Genomic DNA, 18,125 nt, shown 5'->3' with positions numbered 1-18,125 from the left:
TAAAAGAACACGAAATGGCTTACGATAAGTTCAATATACTCAAAAGTTCGGCAGTCCCATTGCCTATAGAAAATGTGGATACAGATCAAATTATACCAGCTCGATTTTTAAAAGCTACAGAACGCAAAGGTTTCGGAGACAATCTGTTCAGAGATTGGAGGTACCATCCAGACAATACTCCTAAAGAACAATTTGTATTAAACAACCCTATTTACAAGGGAAAAATATTGGTTGGAGGTAAAAACTTTGGCTCTGGTTCCTCTAGGGAGCATGCTGCATGGGCTGTTTATGATTATGGTTTTCGTTGTGTAGTATCTAGTTTTTTTGCTGATATTTTTAGAAACAACTGCTTAAACATTGGAGTTTTACCGGTGCAGGTTAGTCCAGAATTTTTGGATAAAATCTTCAGGGCTATTGAGGAAAATCCAAATACGGAGTTGGAAATTCATCTTCCCAAACAAACCATCACCATTTTGGAAACCAATGAAAGCGAAGGCTTTGCTATCAACGACTATAAGAAGGAAAACATGCTCAATGGTTTTGATGACATTGATTACCTTCTCAACATCAAAAATGAAATTCAAGAGTTTGCTGGGGACACTCCGCTATAGCAAAACTGTTTTATAGCAGGATCATACAATACCCAAAATGAAAACACGTACCGTTGAAATAATGGATACCACCCTAAGAGATGGCGAGCAAACATCGGGTGTGTCTTTCTCTTCATCAGAAAAGCTTACACTGGCCAAACTTCTGTTGGAAGAACTCAAGGTGGACCGCATAGAGGTTGCTTCAGCAAGAGTCTCAGAAGGAGAGTTTAAAGCTGTTAAGAGTATTACAGATTGGGCAAAAGCTGAGGGTTATTTATCATCTGTTGAAGTATTGACATTTGTGGATAAAGGTGTTTCGCTGGATTGGATGGTTGAAACTGGTGCAAAAGTCCAAAATTTATTGACCAAAGGTTCCCTAAATCACCTTACCCATCAGTTAAAGAAAACTCCAGAACAACACTTTAAAGATATTGAAGCGATCGTAACCAAAGCTGAAATCCTGGGTATTGAAACTAATGTTTACTTGGAGGATTGGAGCAATGGAATGCGAAACTCTCCTGAGTATGTGTTTCAATTTTTGGACTTTCTTACCACCCTGCCTATAAAACGAGTATTGCTTCCAGATACTTTAGGCATACTAACCTATCATGAAACTTCCGATTTTTTAGGGCAAATCATTAAAAGGTATCCCAATTCACATTTTGATTTTCATGGTCATAATGATTATGATTTAAGTGTAGCCAACATCATGGAAGCCTTAAAAGCTGGATGTCATGGATTGCACCTGACCGTTAATGGCATGGGAGAGCGAGCCGGTAACGCTCCACTGGCAAGTGCTGTTGCTGTGATTAATGACTTTATGCCCGAAATTTCCATTGGGGTAAAGGAATCTTCCCTCTATAAGGTAAGCAAGTTGGTCTCGGCATTTACTGGTTTTGGCATTCCGGACAATAAGCCTATTGTAGGTGGAAATGTTTTCACACAAACTGCTGGTATACATGCAGATGGAGATAGCAAAAAGAATCTTTACTTTAATGATTTACTGCCAGAGCGTTTTGGTAGAAAACGCAAATACGCATTAGGAAAAACATCTGGTAAATCAAATATTCAAAAGAATCTTCAAGAGCTAGGATTAACATTAAATGATGATGAACTTAAAAAGGTAACGGAAAGGATTATAGAGCTTGGGGACAAAAAGGAACGTGTTACCAAAGATGATCTACCGTACATTATTTCCGATGTTTTGAACAGTGAATTACATCAACAACGTGTTTTTGTAAAATCATATGTTCTAACACATTCAAAAGGTTTAAAGCCCTCCACTACCCTTTCCATTGAAATTGACGGGAAATCCTATGAGGAAAATGCTCAGGGTGATGGGCAGTTCGATGCTTTTATCAATGCTCTTCATAAAGTATATCAAAAAGAAAAAATGGATTTACCAAAGTTGGTGGATTATGCCGTCCGCATTCCTCCTGGGAGTACATCTGATGCGCTTTGTGAGACAATAATAACTTGGCGGGGCAAAAAAAATGATTTTACCACTAGAGGTTTAGATTCCGATCAAACGGTATCTGCCATAAAAGCTACAGAAAAAATGCTCAATCTGATTTGAGAAACCAACCTATAAAAAATACATATGAAATTAAACATAGCCTTATTGGCAGGAGATGGAATTGGTCCAGAAGTGATCAATCAAGCCGTGAAAGTATCTGAAGCAGTGGCTGCAAAATTCAATCATCAAATTGATTGGATCCCAGCATTGACCGGTGCTGCAGCTATTGATGCGGTTGGTGAACCTTATCCAGATGAAACCCATTCCGTTTGTGAGGCAGCGGATGCCGTATTGTTCGGTGCCATTGGACATCCCCGTTTTGACAATGACCCCTCTGCTAAAGTACGTCCAGAGCAAGGCTTGCTGAAAATGCGTCAAAAATTAGGGCTTTTTGCCAATGTTCGACCTACGTTTACCTTCCCATCATTGATTGATAAGTCCCCATTAAAAAGGGAACGTATTGAAGGGACTGACCTGATTATACTTAGAGAATTGACGGGCGGTGTTTATTTTGGCGAAAGAGGTAGAAAAGATAATGGCAATACCGCTTTTGATACAATGACCTATACTCGGGCAGAGATTCAGCGCTTGGCAAAAAAAGGTTTTGAGATGGCCTTGGGCCGCTCAAAAAGGCTTTGTTGTGTTGATAAGGCCAATGTGCTCGAATCTTCACGTCTTTGGAGAGAAACGGTACAGGCTATGGAGAAAGACTTCCCTGAGGTAGAAGTTTCTTATGAATTTGTAGATGCCGTTGCCATGCGTTTGGTCCAATGGCCAAGCGATTACGATGTAATTATCACTGAAAATCTTTTTGGTGATATCCTTACTGATGAAGCCTCCGTAATTTCTGGTTCCATGGGGTTAATGCCTTCAGCATCAGTGGGTGAAAAATCAAAGCTGTATGAGCCTATTCACGGATCTTACCCACAAGCGGCAGGTAAAGATATTGCCAATCCACTGGCGACCGTTTTATCCGCAGCTATGCTTTTTGAGGACTTTGATTTAAAAGACGAGGCGGAAGCTATCAGGAATGTTGTTAATGCATCTCTTGCTCAAGGCATTGTTACCGAAGACCTGGCAGAAGGTGGAAAAGCTTACAAAACCAGTGAAGTTGGAGATTGGTTGGCGAGTAATCTCTAAACAATTTAAAACTCATTATGTTATTATAACAAAAAGGCCTCTGAATATACCAGAGGTCTTTTTGCTTATTAGCGTTTCTTACAAAATATAATCTGTACTTAGAAAGTTGCTTACTTTAGCTTCCAACAATTGTTCAATGGTTTCATTGTTCAATTCATTGTCCTTAAACGCAACAAAAGTACGTATAGAGAATGACCTTAGGGCATCATGAACACTTAATGTGGATTGGGCAGAATCTTTTCTTCCTGTAAAAGGATAAACATCTGGACCTCGTTGACAGGAGCTGTTTAAATTCACTCTACACACCAAATTAGCCAGCGTATCTATAAGTGGAGATAAGGTATATACATCTTTTCCAAACAAGCTTACTTGTTGCCCGTAGTTAGATTCGGCCATATCATCTAATGGTTCTTCTATATCTTTGAAGGAAACCACAGGGATTATTGGGCCAAATTGTTCTTCTTCGTATACTCTCATGTCTTTGGAGACGGGGTATAAAACTGCTGGCCAAATGTAATTATCAGATTGTTTTCCTCCCTTTTTGTTTTTGATTTTAGCTCCTTTTGCCTTGGCATCATCCAACAATTCTTGAATATAAGCTGGTTTTCCGGGTTCCGGCAAGGGTGTTAGTTTTACACCATCATCCCATGGATTTCCAAATTTTAATGCGTCCACCTTTTCTGAGAATCGTTTCAAAAATTCATCCTTTACATCTTCATGCACATAAACCACTTTTAACGCGGTGCACCGTTGCCCATTAAACGAAAGTGTCCCAGCTAAACATTCATTTATCGTTAAATCTAAATCTGCATCAGGAAGAATGATAGCAGGGTTTTTTGCCTCCAATCCCAGGACCAGTCGCAACCTATTGCTTTTAGGATGTTGGTCTTGTAAGGCATTGGCAGATTTACTGTTTCCTATGAGTGCCAAAACATCAACCTTTCCCGTTTTTATGATAGGAGCCGCCACTGCTCTACCTCTTCCAAACAAAATATTGACCACTCCTTTTGGAAAACTGCTCTGAAATGCCTCTAACAGAGGTGTTATCAATAAAACCCCATGCTTGGCCGGTTTAAAAACTGTTGTGTTCCCCATAATGATTGCGGGAATCAACAAGGCAAAGGTCTCGTTTAAAGGGTAATTGTATGGCCCCAAACATAAAACTACTCCCAATGGTCCTCTACGAATATGAGCATATACCCCATCGTGCTTTTGGAACTTTGCAGAATCACGATCTAGTTTTTTATAGTCTTCAATGGTGTCATAAATATACTCAACGGTACGATCAAACTCTTTTTGCGAATCTGGCAGTGACTTTCCAATCTCCCACATTAAGAGTTTCACAACTTCCTCTCGTTTCTTCTCCATTTTCTTCACAAAAGACTCCATACACTCAATACGGTCTTTCACCTTCATAGTTGGCCAAACACCCTGACCTTGGTTATATGCGCCCACTGCAGCATCCAATGCTTGCAATGCTTCTTCTTCACCCATGTCCGGAATGCTTCCTAAAACGGTATGTGCATATTCCTTTGTAGAGGAGATTGTTGAAATTACTGTTGTGTTATTGCCTTTCCACTCCTTCAATTCACCATTTGCCAAATAGGTTTTTTGATGTATTTCTGATGTAATTTGGAATTCTTCTGGTATCATTGTTTTAACTGGCATAATCCTATGCTTTTAATTATAGTTGGTTCTGTTCATAGCTTAAATCTCATACGAAACTAGTGTAAAAATGATTTAAAACTTCTTTATTTTCAATGGTTTAACTACGAAAACGTTTTAGTATGTCCTTTATCAGAAAAGAATATGAAATTGTTATATCGGTTACACCAAATATTGAAAAAGATCTGGTTTGTTATTAAGATAGTCTCCAAAAAAATTATTGCTTTTCATTCGTTGGATCAAAGGCTTCAAATCTTCAGAAGATTTTAACTCAATCCCAACGACTGCGGGCGCATTTTCCCTGCTTGATTTTTTAGAATATTCAAAATGTGTGATATCGTCATCCGGCCCTAAAATATCCGCCACAAATTCTTTTAGAGCCCCAGGGCGTTGTGGAAATCGAATGATGAAATAATGTTTTAGGTTTCCATATAGTAAAGCTCTCTCTTTTATCTCTGCCGTCCGTGTAATATCATTATTACTGCCGCTAACAATACAAACCACGGTTTTGCCTTTTATTTCATCTTTAAAATCATCTAACGCAGAGATAGTCAACGCTCCAGCTGGTTCGACTACAATGGCATCTCTATTGTATAAATCTAAAATAGTCTGACATACTTTACCTTCTGGAACAGTCTCCATCTTGTATAGATGGTCTTTGCAAATAGGGAAAGTGTATTGGCCAACTTTTTGAACTGCTGCACCATCAATAAACTTATCAATTTGGGATAGTTCTACCAATTCTCCTTTTTCTATGGCCGTTTTCATAGAGGGAGCACCTTCTGGCTCTATTCCAATGATTTTGGTTTTGGGTGAAAGGGCTTGAAATGTACCGCATAACCCAGATGCCAATCCTCCTCCACCCACGGCAACAAAAACATAATCTATAGGTTCTTCAGATTGATTTAACAGTTCTAATCCAATAGTAGCTTGACCTTCAATAGTCTTTACATCATCAAATGGATGAACAAAGGTTTTATGATGACTGTCGCAAAACAGCCTGGCCGCCTTTTGGGAATCATCAAAAGTATCTCCTTCCAATACCACTTTTATCCAATCTCCCCCAAACATTTTGGTTTGGTCAATCTTTTGTTTTGGAGTAACTGCGGGCATGTATATAGTTCCTTCCACTCCCAAATAGTTACATGCAAATGCAACTCCCTGGGCATGGTTTCCCGCACTAGCGCAAACCACGCCATTTTTTAATTCTTCCTTGGTAAGAGAACTTATCTTATTGAAAGCTCCACGGATTTTATAACTTCTTACGCGCTGTAAATCTTCTCTCTTTAGTAGGATGTTGGCATCATACTTCTTTGAATAACGGATACTTTGCTGCAAAGGAGTTTCTCCTGTAACCTGTTTGATTGTATCGGCGGCTGCATAAATATCAACTATCTGCGGAAAATATGTAGCCGCCGTTTTTTTCATCTCGTCACTGCTTATCAATTTAATTGAAACTCAAATCTATGCTATGGGTTTCATAGCTGTCATTGATTCCCTCAATCTAGCACCTACAATTTCAACAGGATGCTCACGTAGTGCCTTATTGACCGCTATAAGCCTTACATTGTCAACTCCGTTATCTTTTCCTTCTCCAAAATGGGTTCCAATAACGTTAGTGTCTATGGTTTTCATGAAATCTTTTAACAAAGGTTTACAGGCATGGTCGAATAAATAGCAACCATATTCCGCCGTATCAGAAATTACTCGGTTCATTTCAAATAATTTTTTTCTTGCTATGGTATTCGCAATCAACGGTGTTTCATGCAAAGATTCATAGTATGCAGATTCTCCTATGATTCCAGACTCTGTCATGGTTTCAAAGGCCAACTCCACTCCAGATTTCACAAATGCAACCATTAACACACCATTGTCATAAAACTCTTGTTCCGAAACAGCATCGTTGCCAGCCGGGGTCTTTTCAAATGAAGTTTCGCCTGTTGCGGATCTCCAATCCAACAAATTCTTATCATCATTGGCCCAATCTTCCATCATGGTTTTAGAAAAATGACCACTCATAATGTCATCCATATGTTTTTGAAATAGGGGTCGCATGATATCTTTTAATTCTTCCGCCAAATCAAAAGCTTTTATTTTAGCGGGGTTAGACAATCTGTCCATCATATTGGTGATTCCCCCATGCTTTAACCCTTCAGTAATGGTTTCCCATCCGTATTGTATTAGTTTTGAAGCATACCCAGCATCAATTCCTTTTTCGACCATCTTGTCAAAGGATAAAATGGAACCTGTTTGCAACAACCCACAAAGAATGGTTTGTTCGCCCATTAAATCTGACTTTACTTCTGCCACAAAAGAAGATTCCAACACTCCCGCTTTATGCCCACCTGTACCAGCTGCATAAGCTTTAGCCTGGGCCAAACCTTTGCCTTCTGGGTCGTTTTCTGGATGTACGGCAATCAAGGTAGGCACCCCAAAACCTCTTTTGTATTCTTCACGTACCTCAGAACCAGGACTCTTTGGAGCTACCATAATAACTGTAAGGTCTTTTCTAATCTGCATCCCCTCCTCTACAATGTTGAAGCCGTGGGAATAAGAAAGTGTAGCTCCTTTTTTCATTAAAGGCATTACTGTGCTGACCACATTGGTGTGTTGTTTGTCTGGTGTAAGATTGATGACCAAGTCAGCAGATGGAATCAACTCTTCATAGGTGCCCACATTAAAGTTATTCTCCTTGGCATTCTTATAGGATTGCCTTTGTTCTTTGATTGCGGCCTCTCTTAGGGTGTATGAAATGTCCAATCCTGAATCCCTCATATTCAAACCTTGGTTCAAACCTTGTGCACCGCAGCCTACAATTACGATTTTCTTTCCTTTCAACGCCGTAACACCATCTGCAAACTCACTGGAATCCATAAATCTACATTTCCCCAACTGTTCCAATTTATCACGAAGTGATAGCGTATTAAAATAATTTGTCATTTTTAGTTTTTGATTTTGTGCTATTTATTGATTTTGAAATTCTTCTAAAATACTGGTTATCGGCATTGACGCCTTACTTACCGCAATCCTTCCAGAACGCACAAATTGTTTGATGCCATAAGGCTCCAAAGCATCGTGCATTTGGTCAATTTCGTGACGGCGCCCAGTTTTGGCCAAAACAAAAAAGTCTCTGGCCACGGTTACGATTTGTGAATTACTTTCTTTAATGATGTTCTGAATCTGGCGTTCATCAAACAACAAATCCGATGCTATTTTGAACAAGGCAGATTCTTGATAAATAGTTTCGTCATCTGTATGATAGTAAGCTTTTATCACCTCTACCTGCTTCTCTATCTGTCCTACAATTTTTCTTACCCATTCTTCGGGGGCGACTACAACTATTGTGAATTTTGAAACGTTTTCAATCTCTGATTTAGAAACATTTAAACTCTCTATATTAATGTGTCTCTTTAAGAATATTCCTGATATCCTATTTAGTAATCCAACATTGTTCTCCGAATAAACCGAGATGGTGTACCACTGTTTTTCCATACCTATTTTGTTTTCACGGCCACTATAATTCCTGTTGACCAATCCATTTTTGTAATTGTAAAATCCTGCCTTGTCTCTAGTGTTTCTACCAATGATGTTACATTGTCCTCATGACCAATTGGCCAATTGGCTTGTTTGCGCATATCATCAATTACATAAAAGCCTCCTACTTTAAGCAATTCCAATGTTCGGTCCAGATGGCTGTACTTACCAGGCCATGCATCAGCAAAAATCAAATCAAATTTTTCTCCCTTATACTGAAACAACCAGTCGTTACCATCAGCACAGATTAACTCAAGTCTCCCTTCTTGGTTGAAAAAACCCTTTGCTATTTGAATAAGCTCATTATCATTGTCTATACTTATCAGCTTGGAATTTTTATCCATTCCTTCCAACATCCAAGCCAGAGACAAGCTCATGCCCGTTCCTAGTTCTAGAAAAGTTCCTGCAGGTTTGGAAGAAACCAAGGTTTTTAAAAATGTTCCAATATACATATCTGAAGGCATGGTAAACCCAATTTCTCCAGACTTGGCAAGTAGTTGGGGATATACCTTTGGCATATCTAAAATATTAGCCTGGTTCATGTTATTTGAGTCTAATATCTGAAACGGAAGCCCCTGAAGGAATCATGGGAAATACATTGTCTTCTTTTTCCACCTTGACTTCCAAAAAGTAAGGGCCTTTGGATGCTATCATTTCGGCAACAGCTTCCTTCAACTCGGATCGTTCCGAAACTCTTCTCGATTTAATATGATACCCCTCTGCAATCTTTACAAAATCTGGGTTCACCATTACGGTTGAAGCATATCTGCTCTCAAAGAAAAGTTCTTGCCACTGGCGCACCATGCCTAAATGATCATTGTTTAGTACCACAATTTTCACCGGAACGTTATGCTGAAAGATTACACCCAACTCCTGAATGGTCATTTGATATCCCCCATCTCCAATGATAGCGACCACTTCGCGTTCCATTGCTCCCATCTTAGCTCCTATGGCTGCAGGTAATGCAAACCCCATAGTTCCTAGCCCGCCAGAAGTTATATTACTTTTGGATTGCTTAAACTTGGCATACCTGCAAGCAATCATTTGATGTTGCCCCACATCGGTAACAATAACAGCCTTATGTTCTGAAGAAATATTGATTTGCTCAACAACCTCTCCCATTGTTAGTCCTTCTTTTGTAGGTGTAATATCTTTTTTGATGACGGTTTCATATTCCGTTTGGTATTTTTTATCAAACGCCGCCTTCCATTCTTTATGTTCATTCTTATTCACCAGTGGCAGCAATAAATCCAAGGTCTGTTTAGCATTTCCCAAAACAGCCACGTCCGCTTTCACATTTTTATTGATTTCTGCAGGATCAATTTCAAAATGAATCACCTTTGCTTGCTTGGCATAGGTGTCCAAACTACCTGTGACCCTGTCATCAAAGCGCATTCCTATGGCAATGAGCAAATCACATTCATTGGTCAGTACATTTGGACCATAATTACCGTGCATACCTACCATACCTACATTTAGCGGATGGTCAGTATCCATTGCAGAAAGCCCTAAAATGGTCCAAGCTGCCGGAATGCCTGCTTTTTCCACCAACGCTTTTAATTCGTTCTCTGCCTCACCCAATATCACTCCTTGTCCAAAAACGATATATGGTTTTTTTGCCTTGTTGATGAGCTCAGCAGCCGTCTCAATTGCTTTTATATCTGGTTCTGGAACGGGTTTGTAACTACGGACACCCTTACATTTTTCGTATGTAAAATCCAACTCATCAAATTGAGCGTTCTTAGTAATATCGATTAACACTGGGCCGGGTCTCCCAGATTTTGCAATATAAAATGCCTTTGCTATAATCTCTGGAATCTCGGCTGCTTTGGTTACCTGATAATTCCATTTAGTGACCGGTGTAGAAATTCCAACAATGTCTGTCTCTTGAAATGCATCTGACCCCAATAAATGTCTGGGAACTTGACCCGTAATACAAACCATTGGTGTTGAGTCTATCTGGGCATCTGCGAGCCCAGTGACTAAATTTGTAGCACCTGGTCCCGAAGTAGCCATGGCCACCCCAACTTTTCCACTTACTCTTGCATAACCCTGCGCCGCATGGGTAGCTCCTTGTTCATGTCTGGTTAAGATATGCGTTAATTTATCCTGAAACTTGTAGAGTTCATCATACACCGGCATAATCGCCCCTCCTGGATATCCATAGATTAAATCCACTCCCTCAGCCAATAAACAATGTATTATAGCTTCGGCGCCACTTATTCGCATAGTGGTGTCTTTTTCAGAATCTTTCTTTTGTGCTCTCAGTGTTTCCATAAGCGTATTATTCTGAGGGATAAAACTCCCTCTATCACCCTCAATTAATATTATATCAAATCAGTTACACAGCCTTTTGAAGCTGAAGAAACTGTTTTGGCATATTTGTATAAACTTCCTTTTTTTACCTTTAATGGTGGTTGTACCCATTTTGCTTTTCTATTTGCTAATTCTTCATCTGAAATGGCCATAGATATGCTGTTTTTCTCTGCATCGATAGTAATAATATCTCCATCCTTAACCAATCCTATGGCTCCACCATCTTGTGCTTCGGGCGCTATATGCCCCACTACAAAACCATGTGTGCCTCCAGAGAATCTTCCATCTGTAATCAAAGCAACATTCTTACCAAGCCCAACTCCCATAATAGCTGCAGTAGGTTTCAACATTTCAGGCATGCCCGGCCCCCCTTTTGGTCCTTCATATCTAATGACAACCACATCTCCCTTTTTAACCAATCCTTCGCGGATTCCATCATTTGCTTCAAACTCGCTTTCAAAAACTTTTGCCGGTCCAGAGAAGTGCAGGCCTTCCTTACCGGTAATTTTTGCAACTGCCCCTTCCGTAGCTAGATTCCCATGAAGAATCCTAAGGTGTCCAGTTTCTTTGATTGGATTTTCTAAATCCATAACCACTTTTTGTCCTTCGGTTAAATCTGGAACCTCAGCTAAGTTCTCAGCAATGGTCTTTCCAGTTACTGTAAGACAATCGCCATGCAGCATATCATGCTTTAGCATAAACTTCATTACAGCAGGAACTCCTCCCACGCGATGTAAGTCTTCCATTAAATATTTTCCACTTGGTTTTAAATCTGCCAAGAAAGGTGTAGTATCACTGATTCTCTGGAAATCTGCCAGTTCAAAATCGATTTCTGCTGCTTTGGCAATTGCCAGAAAATGAAGTACAGCATTTGTTGATCCTCCAAGTACGGTTATTAATCGGACTGCATTCTCTAAAGATTTTTTGCTGATGATATCACTTGGTTTAATATCATTTTCCAACAAATATCTTAGCGCTTTACCTGAATCGACACAGTCTTGCTTCTTTCTGTCACCAACTGCAGGGTTTGAAGAATTATATGGCAAAGCCATTCCCAAAGCCTCAATGGCAGAAGCCATTGTATTTGCAGTATACATTCCTCCACAGGCACCTGCTCCGGGACATGCATTTTGAATTACACTTTTGTACTCTTCCTCATTAATGGTACCAGCAACTTTCTCTCCCCAAGCCTCAAAAGCGGACACCACATCAAGTTTTCTGTCTTTTAAGCATCCTGAAGCAATTGTACCTCCATAAACTAAAATGGAAGGTCTATCTAAACGAATCATTGCCATAAGTGCTCCTGGCATGTTTTTATCACAACCGACCACAGTTGCCAAACCATCATAATTCATTGCTTGAACCACGGTCTCCATAGAGTCTGCAATAATATCTCTTGATGGAAGTGAATAGCGCATGCCATAAGTTCCCATTGAGATACCATCACTCACGCCTATAGTATTGAAAATTAAACCCACAAGATTGCCTTGTTGTGTACCTTCTTTAACATAGGTAGACAGTTCATTCAAGTGCATATTGCAAGGATTGCCCTCGTACCCAGTGCTTCCAATACCAATTAACGGTTTTTTTAAGTCTTCCTCCGTCAATCCTATGGCATGCAACATAGCCTGAGCTGCTGGTTGAGTAGGGTCTTGGGTAACATTTTTGCTATACTTGTTCAATTCCATTAATATATTTCTTTCGAATCTGGTTCTTTGTTGAATTTCCTCCTATAATCAAAGATAGATGTTTCAAAAACCCAATAATTTTAACAGTAATACGTGTTCTAAATTCATTTGAAAAAATAATCGCATATTTAATTGTCTATCAGATAGTTAAACTGTTTTAAAATCCCATATCCATTAGTTGTGCAGATTGCATAAAAAAAGCCTGTATCGTTTTGGATACAGGCTTTTTAAATTAATAGTATAGCTGTATCACTCCAAACTTGGAATAATAATGACCACGCTATTAATCAGATTTTTTGCTCTCACGACTCAATGATACAAAAAATATTTAATTGAAACTACATTTAGGTATCTTTAGCCATATGGAAAAAACAGTTACCCAAGCCATTCAGCATAGACGCTCGGTTCGTATTTTTAAAAGTGACATTGAATTAGATTCCAATATAGTAAAGCAATGTATTGAAAATGCCGTTTTGGCTCCAACCAGCAGTAATATGCAACTTTGGGAATTTTACCATATTACCAAAAAAGATGTTTTAAAAAAACTGACTAAAGCCTGTTTAGGGCAAAATGCCGCTAAAACTTCACAACAAATTGTGGTTGTAGTGGTTAGAAAAGATCTATGGCGCAAAAGAGCAAAATCCAATCTTAGTTTTCTTGAATCCTCCTTTGGTGAAAAGCCAAAAGAAGAATATACCGCTAGAGAAAAGTTTGCTCTTGCATACTACAAAAAACTTATTCCAACTGTCTATTTTGATTTTTTAGGAGTTTTTGGGTGGTTAAAGTATATTATTTTCCAAATAGTTGGTTTTTTTAAGCCTACCTATCGCCAGGTTAGAAAATCGGATATGCGAATTGTTGCCCACAAAAGTGCAGGGTTGGCTGCCCAAAATTTCATGATCAGTATGGCTGCCAAAGGTTATGACACTTGTCCAATGGAAGGTAGTGACACCCTATTGGTAAAACGTGCTTTAGGTTTACCTAGGAGTTCAGAAATAAACATGGTCATTGGTTGCGGTGTACGTGATGAAAAAGGAATATATGGCTCTCGTTTTAGAATTCCTTTTGAAGAGGTTTACAAACAATTATAGCCTTCATAGAAGCTTAAAAGAAAAAGTATCTCCAAACTTTTTTTGTGCCAGCACATTTATGGAAGCTTCAGAAAGCTGCAATATCCTAGGGTAACCCCCTGTTGTCTGACCGTCTTTCATTAAAATAATCAACCTTCCGGCTGGTGTAAACTGAACGGTTCCCGGCAATGTCCCAGAAGTTAACATCGAAGTTTTATGACCCTCAATAAGTTCGGAAAGCTGATAAGCCATTCTATTGTTCTCTTTTGATACAGAAAAAGTTTTTGAAAAAAGAGCAGCTAATTGGTTATCAGATAAAATAGAGAACTCTGGCCCCTTGTAAACTTCCAAATAATCCAAATCAAAATGGCTTTCCATTTTAATTTCTGAAATTGTAGGACTAAAAGAAACGGTTTCTTTAAAATCGATTTCATTTCTATCCTTAAGGCATCTGTACTTTGTTACTGGAAAATACTGAGACCGACTCTCTAAAACTTTTACCGTTTGGAAACCTCCTTTTATGGCCAAGTAGCTTCTAAATCCATTTACAAGTTTACCATAAGAAAGAATATCTCCTTTTAACACTTTTATGACCTTGTAGTTGTCCAGAGGTTCATTGTTAAGGGTTGGGGATAAATAAGCTCCTGACAGACAGATAAATGTAGGCGCCTCAAACAATAAGGTTGGTCCTGTCATTGTTATTTCCATAACCGCAGCATCAGGTTCATTATCCAGGAGTAGGTTCGCCTTCTTTACCGAATTGTTATCCATAGCACCAGAAACAGGAACTCCCATATCCCTATAGCCAAACCTGCCTAAATCTTGTATACTAGTAAAAAATCCCGATTTTAAAACCTTAAGCATCTAAAGCAATCTTTTCAGGTTTATATATGCCAACTTCTCCTTCAATCTTGCGCAAATCATATTCTGCTCTGGATATCTCATAGAATTGTATCTTATCTCCAACATTAACAAAACAGGGCTTTTCCAATTTAGGGTTAAAGATGGGTATTGGGCAACTCCCAATTATGTTCCAACCACCCGGTGAATCCTGGGGATAAATGCCTGTTTGCTTGCTTGCCAAACCTACGGAACCTTTGGCAACAGATAACCTCGGCTCTTTTCGTCTTGGAATTTCCAATGCTTCGGGCAACCCTCCCAAATACATAAAACCAGGTAAAAACCCAATGCCATAAACCATGTATTCAAAGGAAGTATGTAGTTCTATTAATTCTTTAACGGACAGCTTAAGTGTTTTGGAAACCTCTTCTATATCGATTCCAAAATCAATATTATAACATACAGGAATCTTCCATAAAAATCTCTCATTTTTAACTTTGGAATCCATTCTTTTTGAATAGCACTCCAAAATCAATTCATTAATGTTCTCAAAGTCGACTTCTTCTCTAAAATTGACCAAAGTTAATGAGTTGTAAGCCGCAGACATCTCCCAATTGGGTAAATTAAGAGCTTTGAAACATTCGACAAATTGAAGGATATCTTCTAAAATGGATTCTTCCACCTTGTTGGGCCATTCCATGAGAACCGCTCTTTGGCCATATGGTTTGATGTTAATGGGGTAACTTTTCACTTTTGTAGTTCTACCCTGTATTTGGGTAATTCTTTAGAAAGATACATCAATATTTCTAATGCAGAAGTCGTATCTCCATGAATACAGATGGTTTCTGCCATTATTTTTATTTCCTCCCCAGTTACTACTTTTACGGTCCCTTCCTTTATGATTGGCAAAATATGATGTAGCACCTTATCTGGCTGTTGAATGAGGGCATTATCTAGTTTTCTTGAGACAAGGCTAAGGTCCTTGTTATAATTTCTATCTCCAAAAGCTTCATACATCAGTTTAAAGCCTTTTTTTTTTGCAATGCCTGCTATAACTGACCCAAATGGGACATACAAATAAACCTTACTTCTGTATTTGCTTATGGTCTCTAGATAAAGTTCAGCAAGTTTTTCATTCTTGGCGGTCTCATTGTATAAAGCACCGTGTGCTTTAATATGATGAAATTCTACTTTTTCCTTTTTAAGAACTTCATCAAACATTCTTATTTGTTTTAATATGCTCTGTCCTAATTCTGAATTTGGAATCGTCATTACTTCTCTACCAAAATTAGAAGTATCTGGATATGATGGATGCGCCCCAACCTTAACCTGGTGAGTTTTTGCCAGTTTTACTATTTGGGTTATGCTCAATACATCTCCAGCATGTCCGCCGCAGGCTATGTTACATGAACTAATGAATGGTAACAATTCAGCCTCATTGCCTATGCCTTCACCAACATCACAATTAATATTTATGCTCCAACTCTCCATCTAAAACAAACCTATTACTTTTAGTATACTTTTTGTTCCCAAGAAAATGGCAAATCCAACGATTATAAACCCCAATACATTTTGAATTAACGAGTTCTTATGATTTCCCATAATACTTTTCTTATTCACAATCCAAAGAAGAAGTATTGCCATTACAGGAAGTAATATACCGTTGGCTATTTGGGCAAACTGTATTATCTGAATAGGTGTTATATCAAAAGACAGGAAAAAAACACCAAAAAATAGCACTAACGACCATATTAGCTTGAATTTTTTGTTTCCCATTCCCTCATCCCAACCAAAACAACTGCTTGCTACAAAAGCCGCTGCAAGCGGCGCAGTTATTGCAGATGTTATTCCTGCAGCTAGTAAACCAACGCCCATAAAGTAAATTGCCGATTTACCAAATAAAGGTTCTAGGCCTTTTGCCATATCCATTACATTGGAAACATCCTGTAATGGTGCTGCTGAGGCTGTAATGAGTATTGCTATAGACACTAATCCTCCTAACGCAATTGATATTATAGTATCCCATTTTACCGCTTTGAGCTCGTTTTTAGATTTCCATTTTTCTTTTGCCAATGATGCGTGCAAAAACAAATTATAGGGCACTACTGTTGTACCAACCAATGCAATTACCATTAGCAGACTGTCTTCTGGTAGTCCTGGAACAAATGTACCTTTTACAATTTCGGATATTGAAGGTTTGGTCAAAATTGCGCTTACGACAAAACAGATACCCATAACCCCTACAAGTCCAACAAATATTTTTTCGAGTGTTTTATAACTGCTGAACCATAAAAGGAGGAATGCAAAACCACCAATAATGAGTGGGTAGAAAGAAGCTAATCCCTTTTGTCCAAACAAACCTTCAAGTCCGAGGGTAGCTCCACCAATATTACCAGCTTCGTATGCTGCATTGCCAATCAGTATTGCTCCAAGAACTATCCCAATTATCGTATTTTTTATCCACTTGACTTTTAACTCATCTTTGATGACATCAACAAGGCCATTCTGAGATACTACCCCTATCCTACCAGCCATTTCCTGAAGTATCATTGTTGCCAATATGGACAATAATACAGCCCAAATAAGCGTGTAACCAAAACGGACTCCAGCCAAAGTGCAAACGGTAATTGTTCCTGGGCCTACAAAGGCAGCAGCAACCAATACTCCTGGGCCTATTTTCTTAAACATGTTTATTAGTATTTTTTCGTTCTCCAAATTAAAGGTTTTATAGTAAATAATGCATTTCGTCCAAAAAAATGCATTTCATCTAAAAATGGTGTGTTTTATATCGATTTTTTATACGAATATGAAAATGTATAAGTTATAATAGTCCCAAATCAAATAATTGACCTAAACTTGACCGATACTCATGACATGTAAGGACTGCGATAAAACTATCGGGTACCAACAACACAAGGAATCCGTAGATTCTTTAGGCGTTGAGCTCTGCGAGAGACACACCCGATTGATTAAAAAAATCATTCTTGATAACAATACCTCTGTTGAGGCCGTTCAACTTTTTTACGCGCTAAAAGTTGCTGGAGCCAATCCTATGTTGGAATGGTGGGATGGAAAAAAATCTGTAGACATAGCAATTTCTAGGGTAAAACTGAATATTGAAATTGACAAAGACTATAACATGATTACCCACGAACAGGCGATAAACGACTTAGAGGAAGCCATGCATTCTTTTAAAAATGGATTCACAACGGTGAGGATACCTCATTTGGCCGTAAAATACTATTTAGAAGATACTGTAGAAAATATCTTAGGGATAATTACCGGTCTAAGGGCGAATATCAAAGCTATTTAGTCAGAAAACAATAGCTGCTTACCAACATTGTTTTCTTTATACTCCAAAATATTGATTACAATGCGGTCTTCTCCTATATTTTCTAAATCATTAATGTAATTTTTACCTTTGAACTCCCAATACTCGGTATCTCCTTGGTCTAGTTTAACCATGTTTATTTTACCATTGCCGTGACGCGTCAATGCCAAGCCTCCTGTAGTACAAACCCAACTGTAATTGGTATTGTGTAGTCTAAAAGGTATACGCTCCCCCGGATTAAGGTTTAAATCCCAGAGTTTAACACTTTCATTTTCAAATACCAATCGCTCTCCAAGTGATTGGGTTATCTCTTGGTGGAGTAACTCATCTATCTTCTCCTGCTCCCATGAATCAAAATTTCCTATGGGGTTTAATTCCACACATTGCATACTATAATCTTTTTAAGAAAACGGGCGCAAAAATAGAACAAAGGCT

The 18,125-nt window shown here is 38.6% G+C and carries 17 protein-coding genes; 5 read left to right on the top strand and 12 right to left on the bottom strand.

The window, feature by feature from the left end; genetic code table 11:
* Nucleotides 1–14: 14 nt before the first annotated feature.
* Genes leuD through leuB form a run of 3 tightly spaced genes read left to right on the top strand, consistent with a single transcriptional unit; the run spans nt 15 to nt 3,246 of the window.
* A complete protein-coding gene (gene leuD / locus DKG77_RS11035; protein ID WP_109662968.1) occupies nt 15–611 on the top strand; it encodes a 3-isopropylmalate dehydratase small subunit in 597 nt (198 codons plus the stop codon).
* A 37-nt stretch (nt 612–648) separates the two neighbouring features.
* Nucleotides 649–2,166, top strand: a complete 1,518-nt coding sequence (locus DKG77_RS11030) for an alpha-isopropylmalate synthase regulatory domain-containing protein (protein WP_109662966.1) — start codon at nt 649–651, stop codon at nt 2,164–2,166.
* A gap of 24 nt (nt 2,167–2,190) precedes the next feature.
* The gene (gene leuB / locus DKG77_RS11025; RefSeq protein ID WP_109662964.1) at nt 2,191–3,246 is read left to right on the top strand and encodes a 3-isopropylmalate dehydrogenase; all 1,056 of its coding nucleotides are present in this window, start codon (nt 2,191–2,193) and stop codon (nt 3,244–3,246) included.
* A gap of 78 nt (nt 3,247–3,324) precedes the next feature.
* Here the strand turns inward: leuB and DKG77_RS11020 are convergent, their stop codons facing one another.
* The 7 genes from DKG77_RS11020 to ilvD form a co-directional block, all read right to left on the bottom strand.
* A complete protein-coding gene (locus tag DKG77_RS11020; protein WP_109662962.1) occupies nt 3,325–4,914 on the bottom strand; it encodes an NADP-dependent glyceraldehyde-3-phosphate dehydrogenase in 1,590 nt (529 codons plus the stop codon).
* A 159-nt stretch (nt 4,915–5,073) separates the two neighbouring features.
* The gene (gene ilvA / locus DKG77_RS11015; protein WP_109662961.1) at nt 5,074–6,339 is read right to left on the bottom strand and encodes a threonine ammonia-lyase; all 1,266 of its coding nucleotides are present in this window, start codon (nt 6,337–6,339) and stop codon (nt 5,074–5,076) included.
* 36 nt (nt 6,340–6,375) lie between these two features.
* Nucleotides 6,376–7,851 carry a ketol-acid reductoisomerase gene (gene ilvC / locus DKG77_RS11010; protein WP_109662959.1) on the bottom strand — a complete coding sequence of 492 codons (1,476 nt, stop codon included), beginning with the start codon at nt 7,849–7,851 and terminating at the stop codon, nt 6,376–6,378.
* 24 nt (nt 7,852–7,875) lie between these two features.
* Nucleotides 7,876–8,403 carry an acetolactate synthase small subunit gene (gene ilvN / locus DKG77_RS11005; RefSeq protein ID WP_109662957.1) on the bottom strand — a complete coding sequence of 176 codons (528 nt, stop codon included), beginning with the start codon at nt 8,401–8,403 and terminating at the stop codon, nt 7,876–7,878.
* Between the two features lie 2 nt (nt 8,404–8,405).
* A complete protein-coding gene (locus DKG77_RS11000) occupies nt 8,406–8,987 on the bottom strand; it encodes an O-methyltransferase (protein ID WP_109662955.1) in 582 nt (193 codons plus the stop codon).
* 1 nt (nt 8,988) lies between these two features.
* Nucleotides 8,989–10,722 carry a biosynthetic-type acetolactate synthase large subunit gene (gene ilvB, locus DKG77_RS10995; RefSeq protein ID WP_109662953.1) on the bottom strand — a complete coding sequence of 578 codons (1,734 nt, stop codon included), beginning with the start codon at nt 10,720–10,722 and terminating at the stop codon, nt 8,989–8,991.
* A 50-nt stretch (nt 10,723–10,772) separates the two neighbouring features.
* Nucleotides 10,773–12,449 carry a dihydroxy-acid dehydratase gene (gene ilvD / locus DKG77_RS10990; protein ID WP_109662952.1) on the bottom strand — a complete coding sequence of 559 codons (1,677 nt, stop codon included), beginning with the start codon at nt 12,447–12,449 and terminating at the stop codon, nt 10,773–10,775.
* Between the two features lie 362 nt (nt 12,450–12,811).
* Here ilvD and DKG77_RS10985 point away from each other — a divergent pair, with 362 nt between their 5' ends.
* Entirely contained in the window at nt 12,812–13,540 is a 729-nt protein-coding gene (locus DKG77_RS10985) for a nitroreductase family protein (protein WP_109662950.1), read from the top strand.
* Between the two features lie 3 nt (nt 13,541–13,543).
* Here DKG77_RS10985 and DKG77_RS10980 read toward each other — a convergent pair whose 3' ends face one another.
* From DKG77_RS10980 to DKG77_RS10965, 4 genes are read right to left on the bottom strand one after another with little or no spacing between them, the layout of a single operon-like run.
* Nucleotides 13,544–14,383, bottom strand: a complete 840-nt coding sequence (locus DKG77_RS10980) for a 5-oxoprolinase subunit C family protein (protein ID WP_109662948.1) — start codon at nt 14,381–14,383, stop codon at nt 13,544–13,546.
* The gene (pxpB, locus tag DKG77_RS10975) at nt 14,376–15,110 is read right to left on the bottom strand and encodes a 5-oxoprolinase subunit PxpB (protein WP_109662946.1); all 735 of its coding nucleotides are present in this window, start codon (nt 15,108–15,110) and stop codon (nt 14,376–14,378) included. The genes DKG77_RS10980 and pxpB overlap by 8 nt, the downstream gene beginning before the upstream one ends.
* Complete coding sequence (pxpA, locus tag DKG77_RS10970; protein ID WP_109662944.1) at nt 15,107–15,850, bottom strand: 5-oxoprolinase subunit PxpA; 744 nt, start codon at nt 15,848–15,850, stop codon at nt 15,107–15,109. The genes pxpB and pxpA overlap by 4 nt, the downstream gene beginning before the upstream one ends.
* Nucleotides 15,851–17,047, bottom strand: a complete 1,197-nt coding sequence (locus tag DKG77_RS10965; RefSeq protein ID WP_207785449.1) for an Nramp family divalent metal transporter — start codon at nt 17,045–17,047, stop codon at nt 15,851–15,853.
* A 181-nt stretch (nt 17,048–17,228) separates the two neighbouring features.
* On the opposite strand from DKG77_RS10965, the gene DKG77_RS10960 reads away from it, so the two are divergent.
* On the top strand, nt 17,229–17,672 hold the full coding sequence (locus tag DKG77_RS10960; protein ID WP_109662942.1) for a hypothetical protein: 444 nt from the start codon (nt 17,229–17,231) through the stop codon (nt 17,670–17,672).
* On the opposite strand, the gene DKG77_RS10955 is transcribed toward DKG77_RS10960, so the two are convergent.
* Nucleotides 17,669–18,079, bottom strand: coding sequence for a hypothetical protein (locus tag DKG77_RS10955; protein WP_109662940.1), 411 nt, complete (start codon nt 18,077–18,079; stop codon nt 17,669–17,671). The two genes, DKG77_RS10960 and DKG77_RS10955, sit on opposite strands and share 4 nt — an antisense overlap.
* Nucleotides 18,080–18,125 lie beyond the last annotated feature (46 nt).

Origin of the sequence: Flagellimonas aquimarina (assembly GCF_003149745.1) — a bacterium.
Taxonomy (GTDB): domain Bacteria; phylum Bacteroidota; class Bacteroidia; order Flavobacteriales; family Flavobacteriaceae; genus Flagellimonas; species Flagellimonas aquimarina.
Note: the sequence above shows the minus strand (reverse complement) of the source record. Positions and strands in the feature narration are given on the sequence as shown.

Bases quoted from the DNA above. Each gene is read 5' to 3' on its own strand.
- leuD (WP_109662968.1), top strand. From the start codon at position 15: ATGGCTTACGATAAGTTCAATATACTCAAAAGTTCGGCAGTCCCATTG.
- DKG77_RS11030 (WP_109662966.1), top strand. From the start codon at position 649: ATGAAAACACGTACCGTTGAAATAATGGATACCACCCTAAGAGATGGC.
- leuB (WP_109662964.1), top strand. From the start codon at position 2,191: ATGAAATTAAACATAGCCTTATTGGCAGGAGATGGAATTGGTCCAGAA.
- DKG77_RS11020 (WP_109662962.1), bottom strand. From the start codon at position 4,914: ATGCCAGTTAAAACAATGATACCAGAAGAATTCCAAATTACATCAGAA.
- ilvA (WP_109662961.1), bottom strand. From the start codon at position 6,339: ATGAAAAAAACGGCGGCTACATATTTTCCGCAGATAGTTGATATTTAT.
- ilvC (WP_109662959.1), bottom strand. From the start codon at position 7,851: ATGACAAATTATTTTAATACGCTATCACTTCGTGATAAATTGGAACAG.
- ilvN (WP_109662957.1), bottom strand. From the start codon at position 8,403: ATGGAAAAACAGTGGTACACCATCTCGGTTTATTCGGAGAACAATGTT.
- DKG77_RS11000 (WP_109662955.1), bottom strand. From the start codon at position 8,987: ATGAACCAGGCTAATATTTTAGATATGCCAAAGGTATATCCCCAACTA.
- ilvB (WP_109662953.1), bottom strand. From the start codon at position 10,722: ATGGAAACACTGAGAGCACAAAAGAAAGATTCTGAAAAAGACACCACT.
- ilvD (WP_109662952.1), bottom strand. From the start codon at position 12,449: ATGGAATTGAACAAGTATAGCAAAAATGTTACCCAAGACCCTACTCAA.
- DKG77_RS10985 (WP_109662950.1), top strand. From the start codon at position 12,812: ATGGAAAAAACAGTTACCCAAGCCATTCAGCATAGACGCTCGGTTCGT.
- DKG77_RS10980 (WP_109662948.1), bottom strand. From the start codon at position 14,383: ATGCTTAAGGTTTTAAAATCGGGATTTTTTACTAGTATACAAGATTTA.
- pxpA (WP_109662944.1), bottom strand. From the start codon at position 15,850: ATGGAGAGTTGGAGCATAAATATTAATTGTGATGTTGGTGAAGGCATA.
- DKG77_RS10965 (WP_207785449.1), bottom strand. From the start codon at position 17,047: ATGTTTAAGAAAATAGGCCCAGGAGTATTGGTTGCTGCTGCCTTTGTA.
- DKG77_RS10960 (WP_109662942.1), top strand. From the start codon at position 17,229: ATGACATGTAAGGACTGCGATAAAACTATCGGGTACCAACAACACAAG.
- DKG77_RS10955 (WP_109662940.1), bottom strand. From the start codon at position 18,079: ATGCAATGTGTGGAATTAAACCCCATAGGAAATTTTGATTCATGGGAG.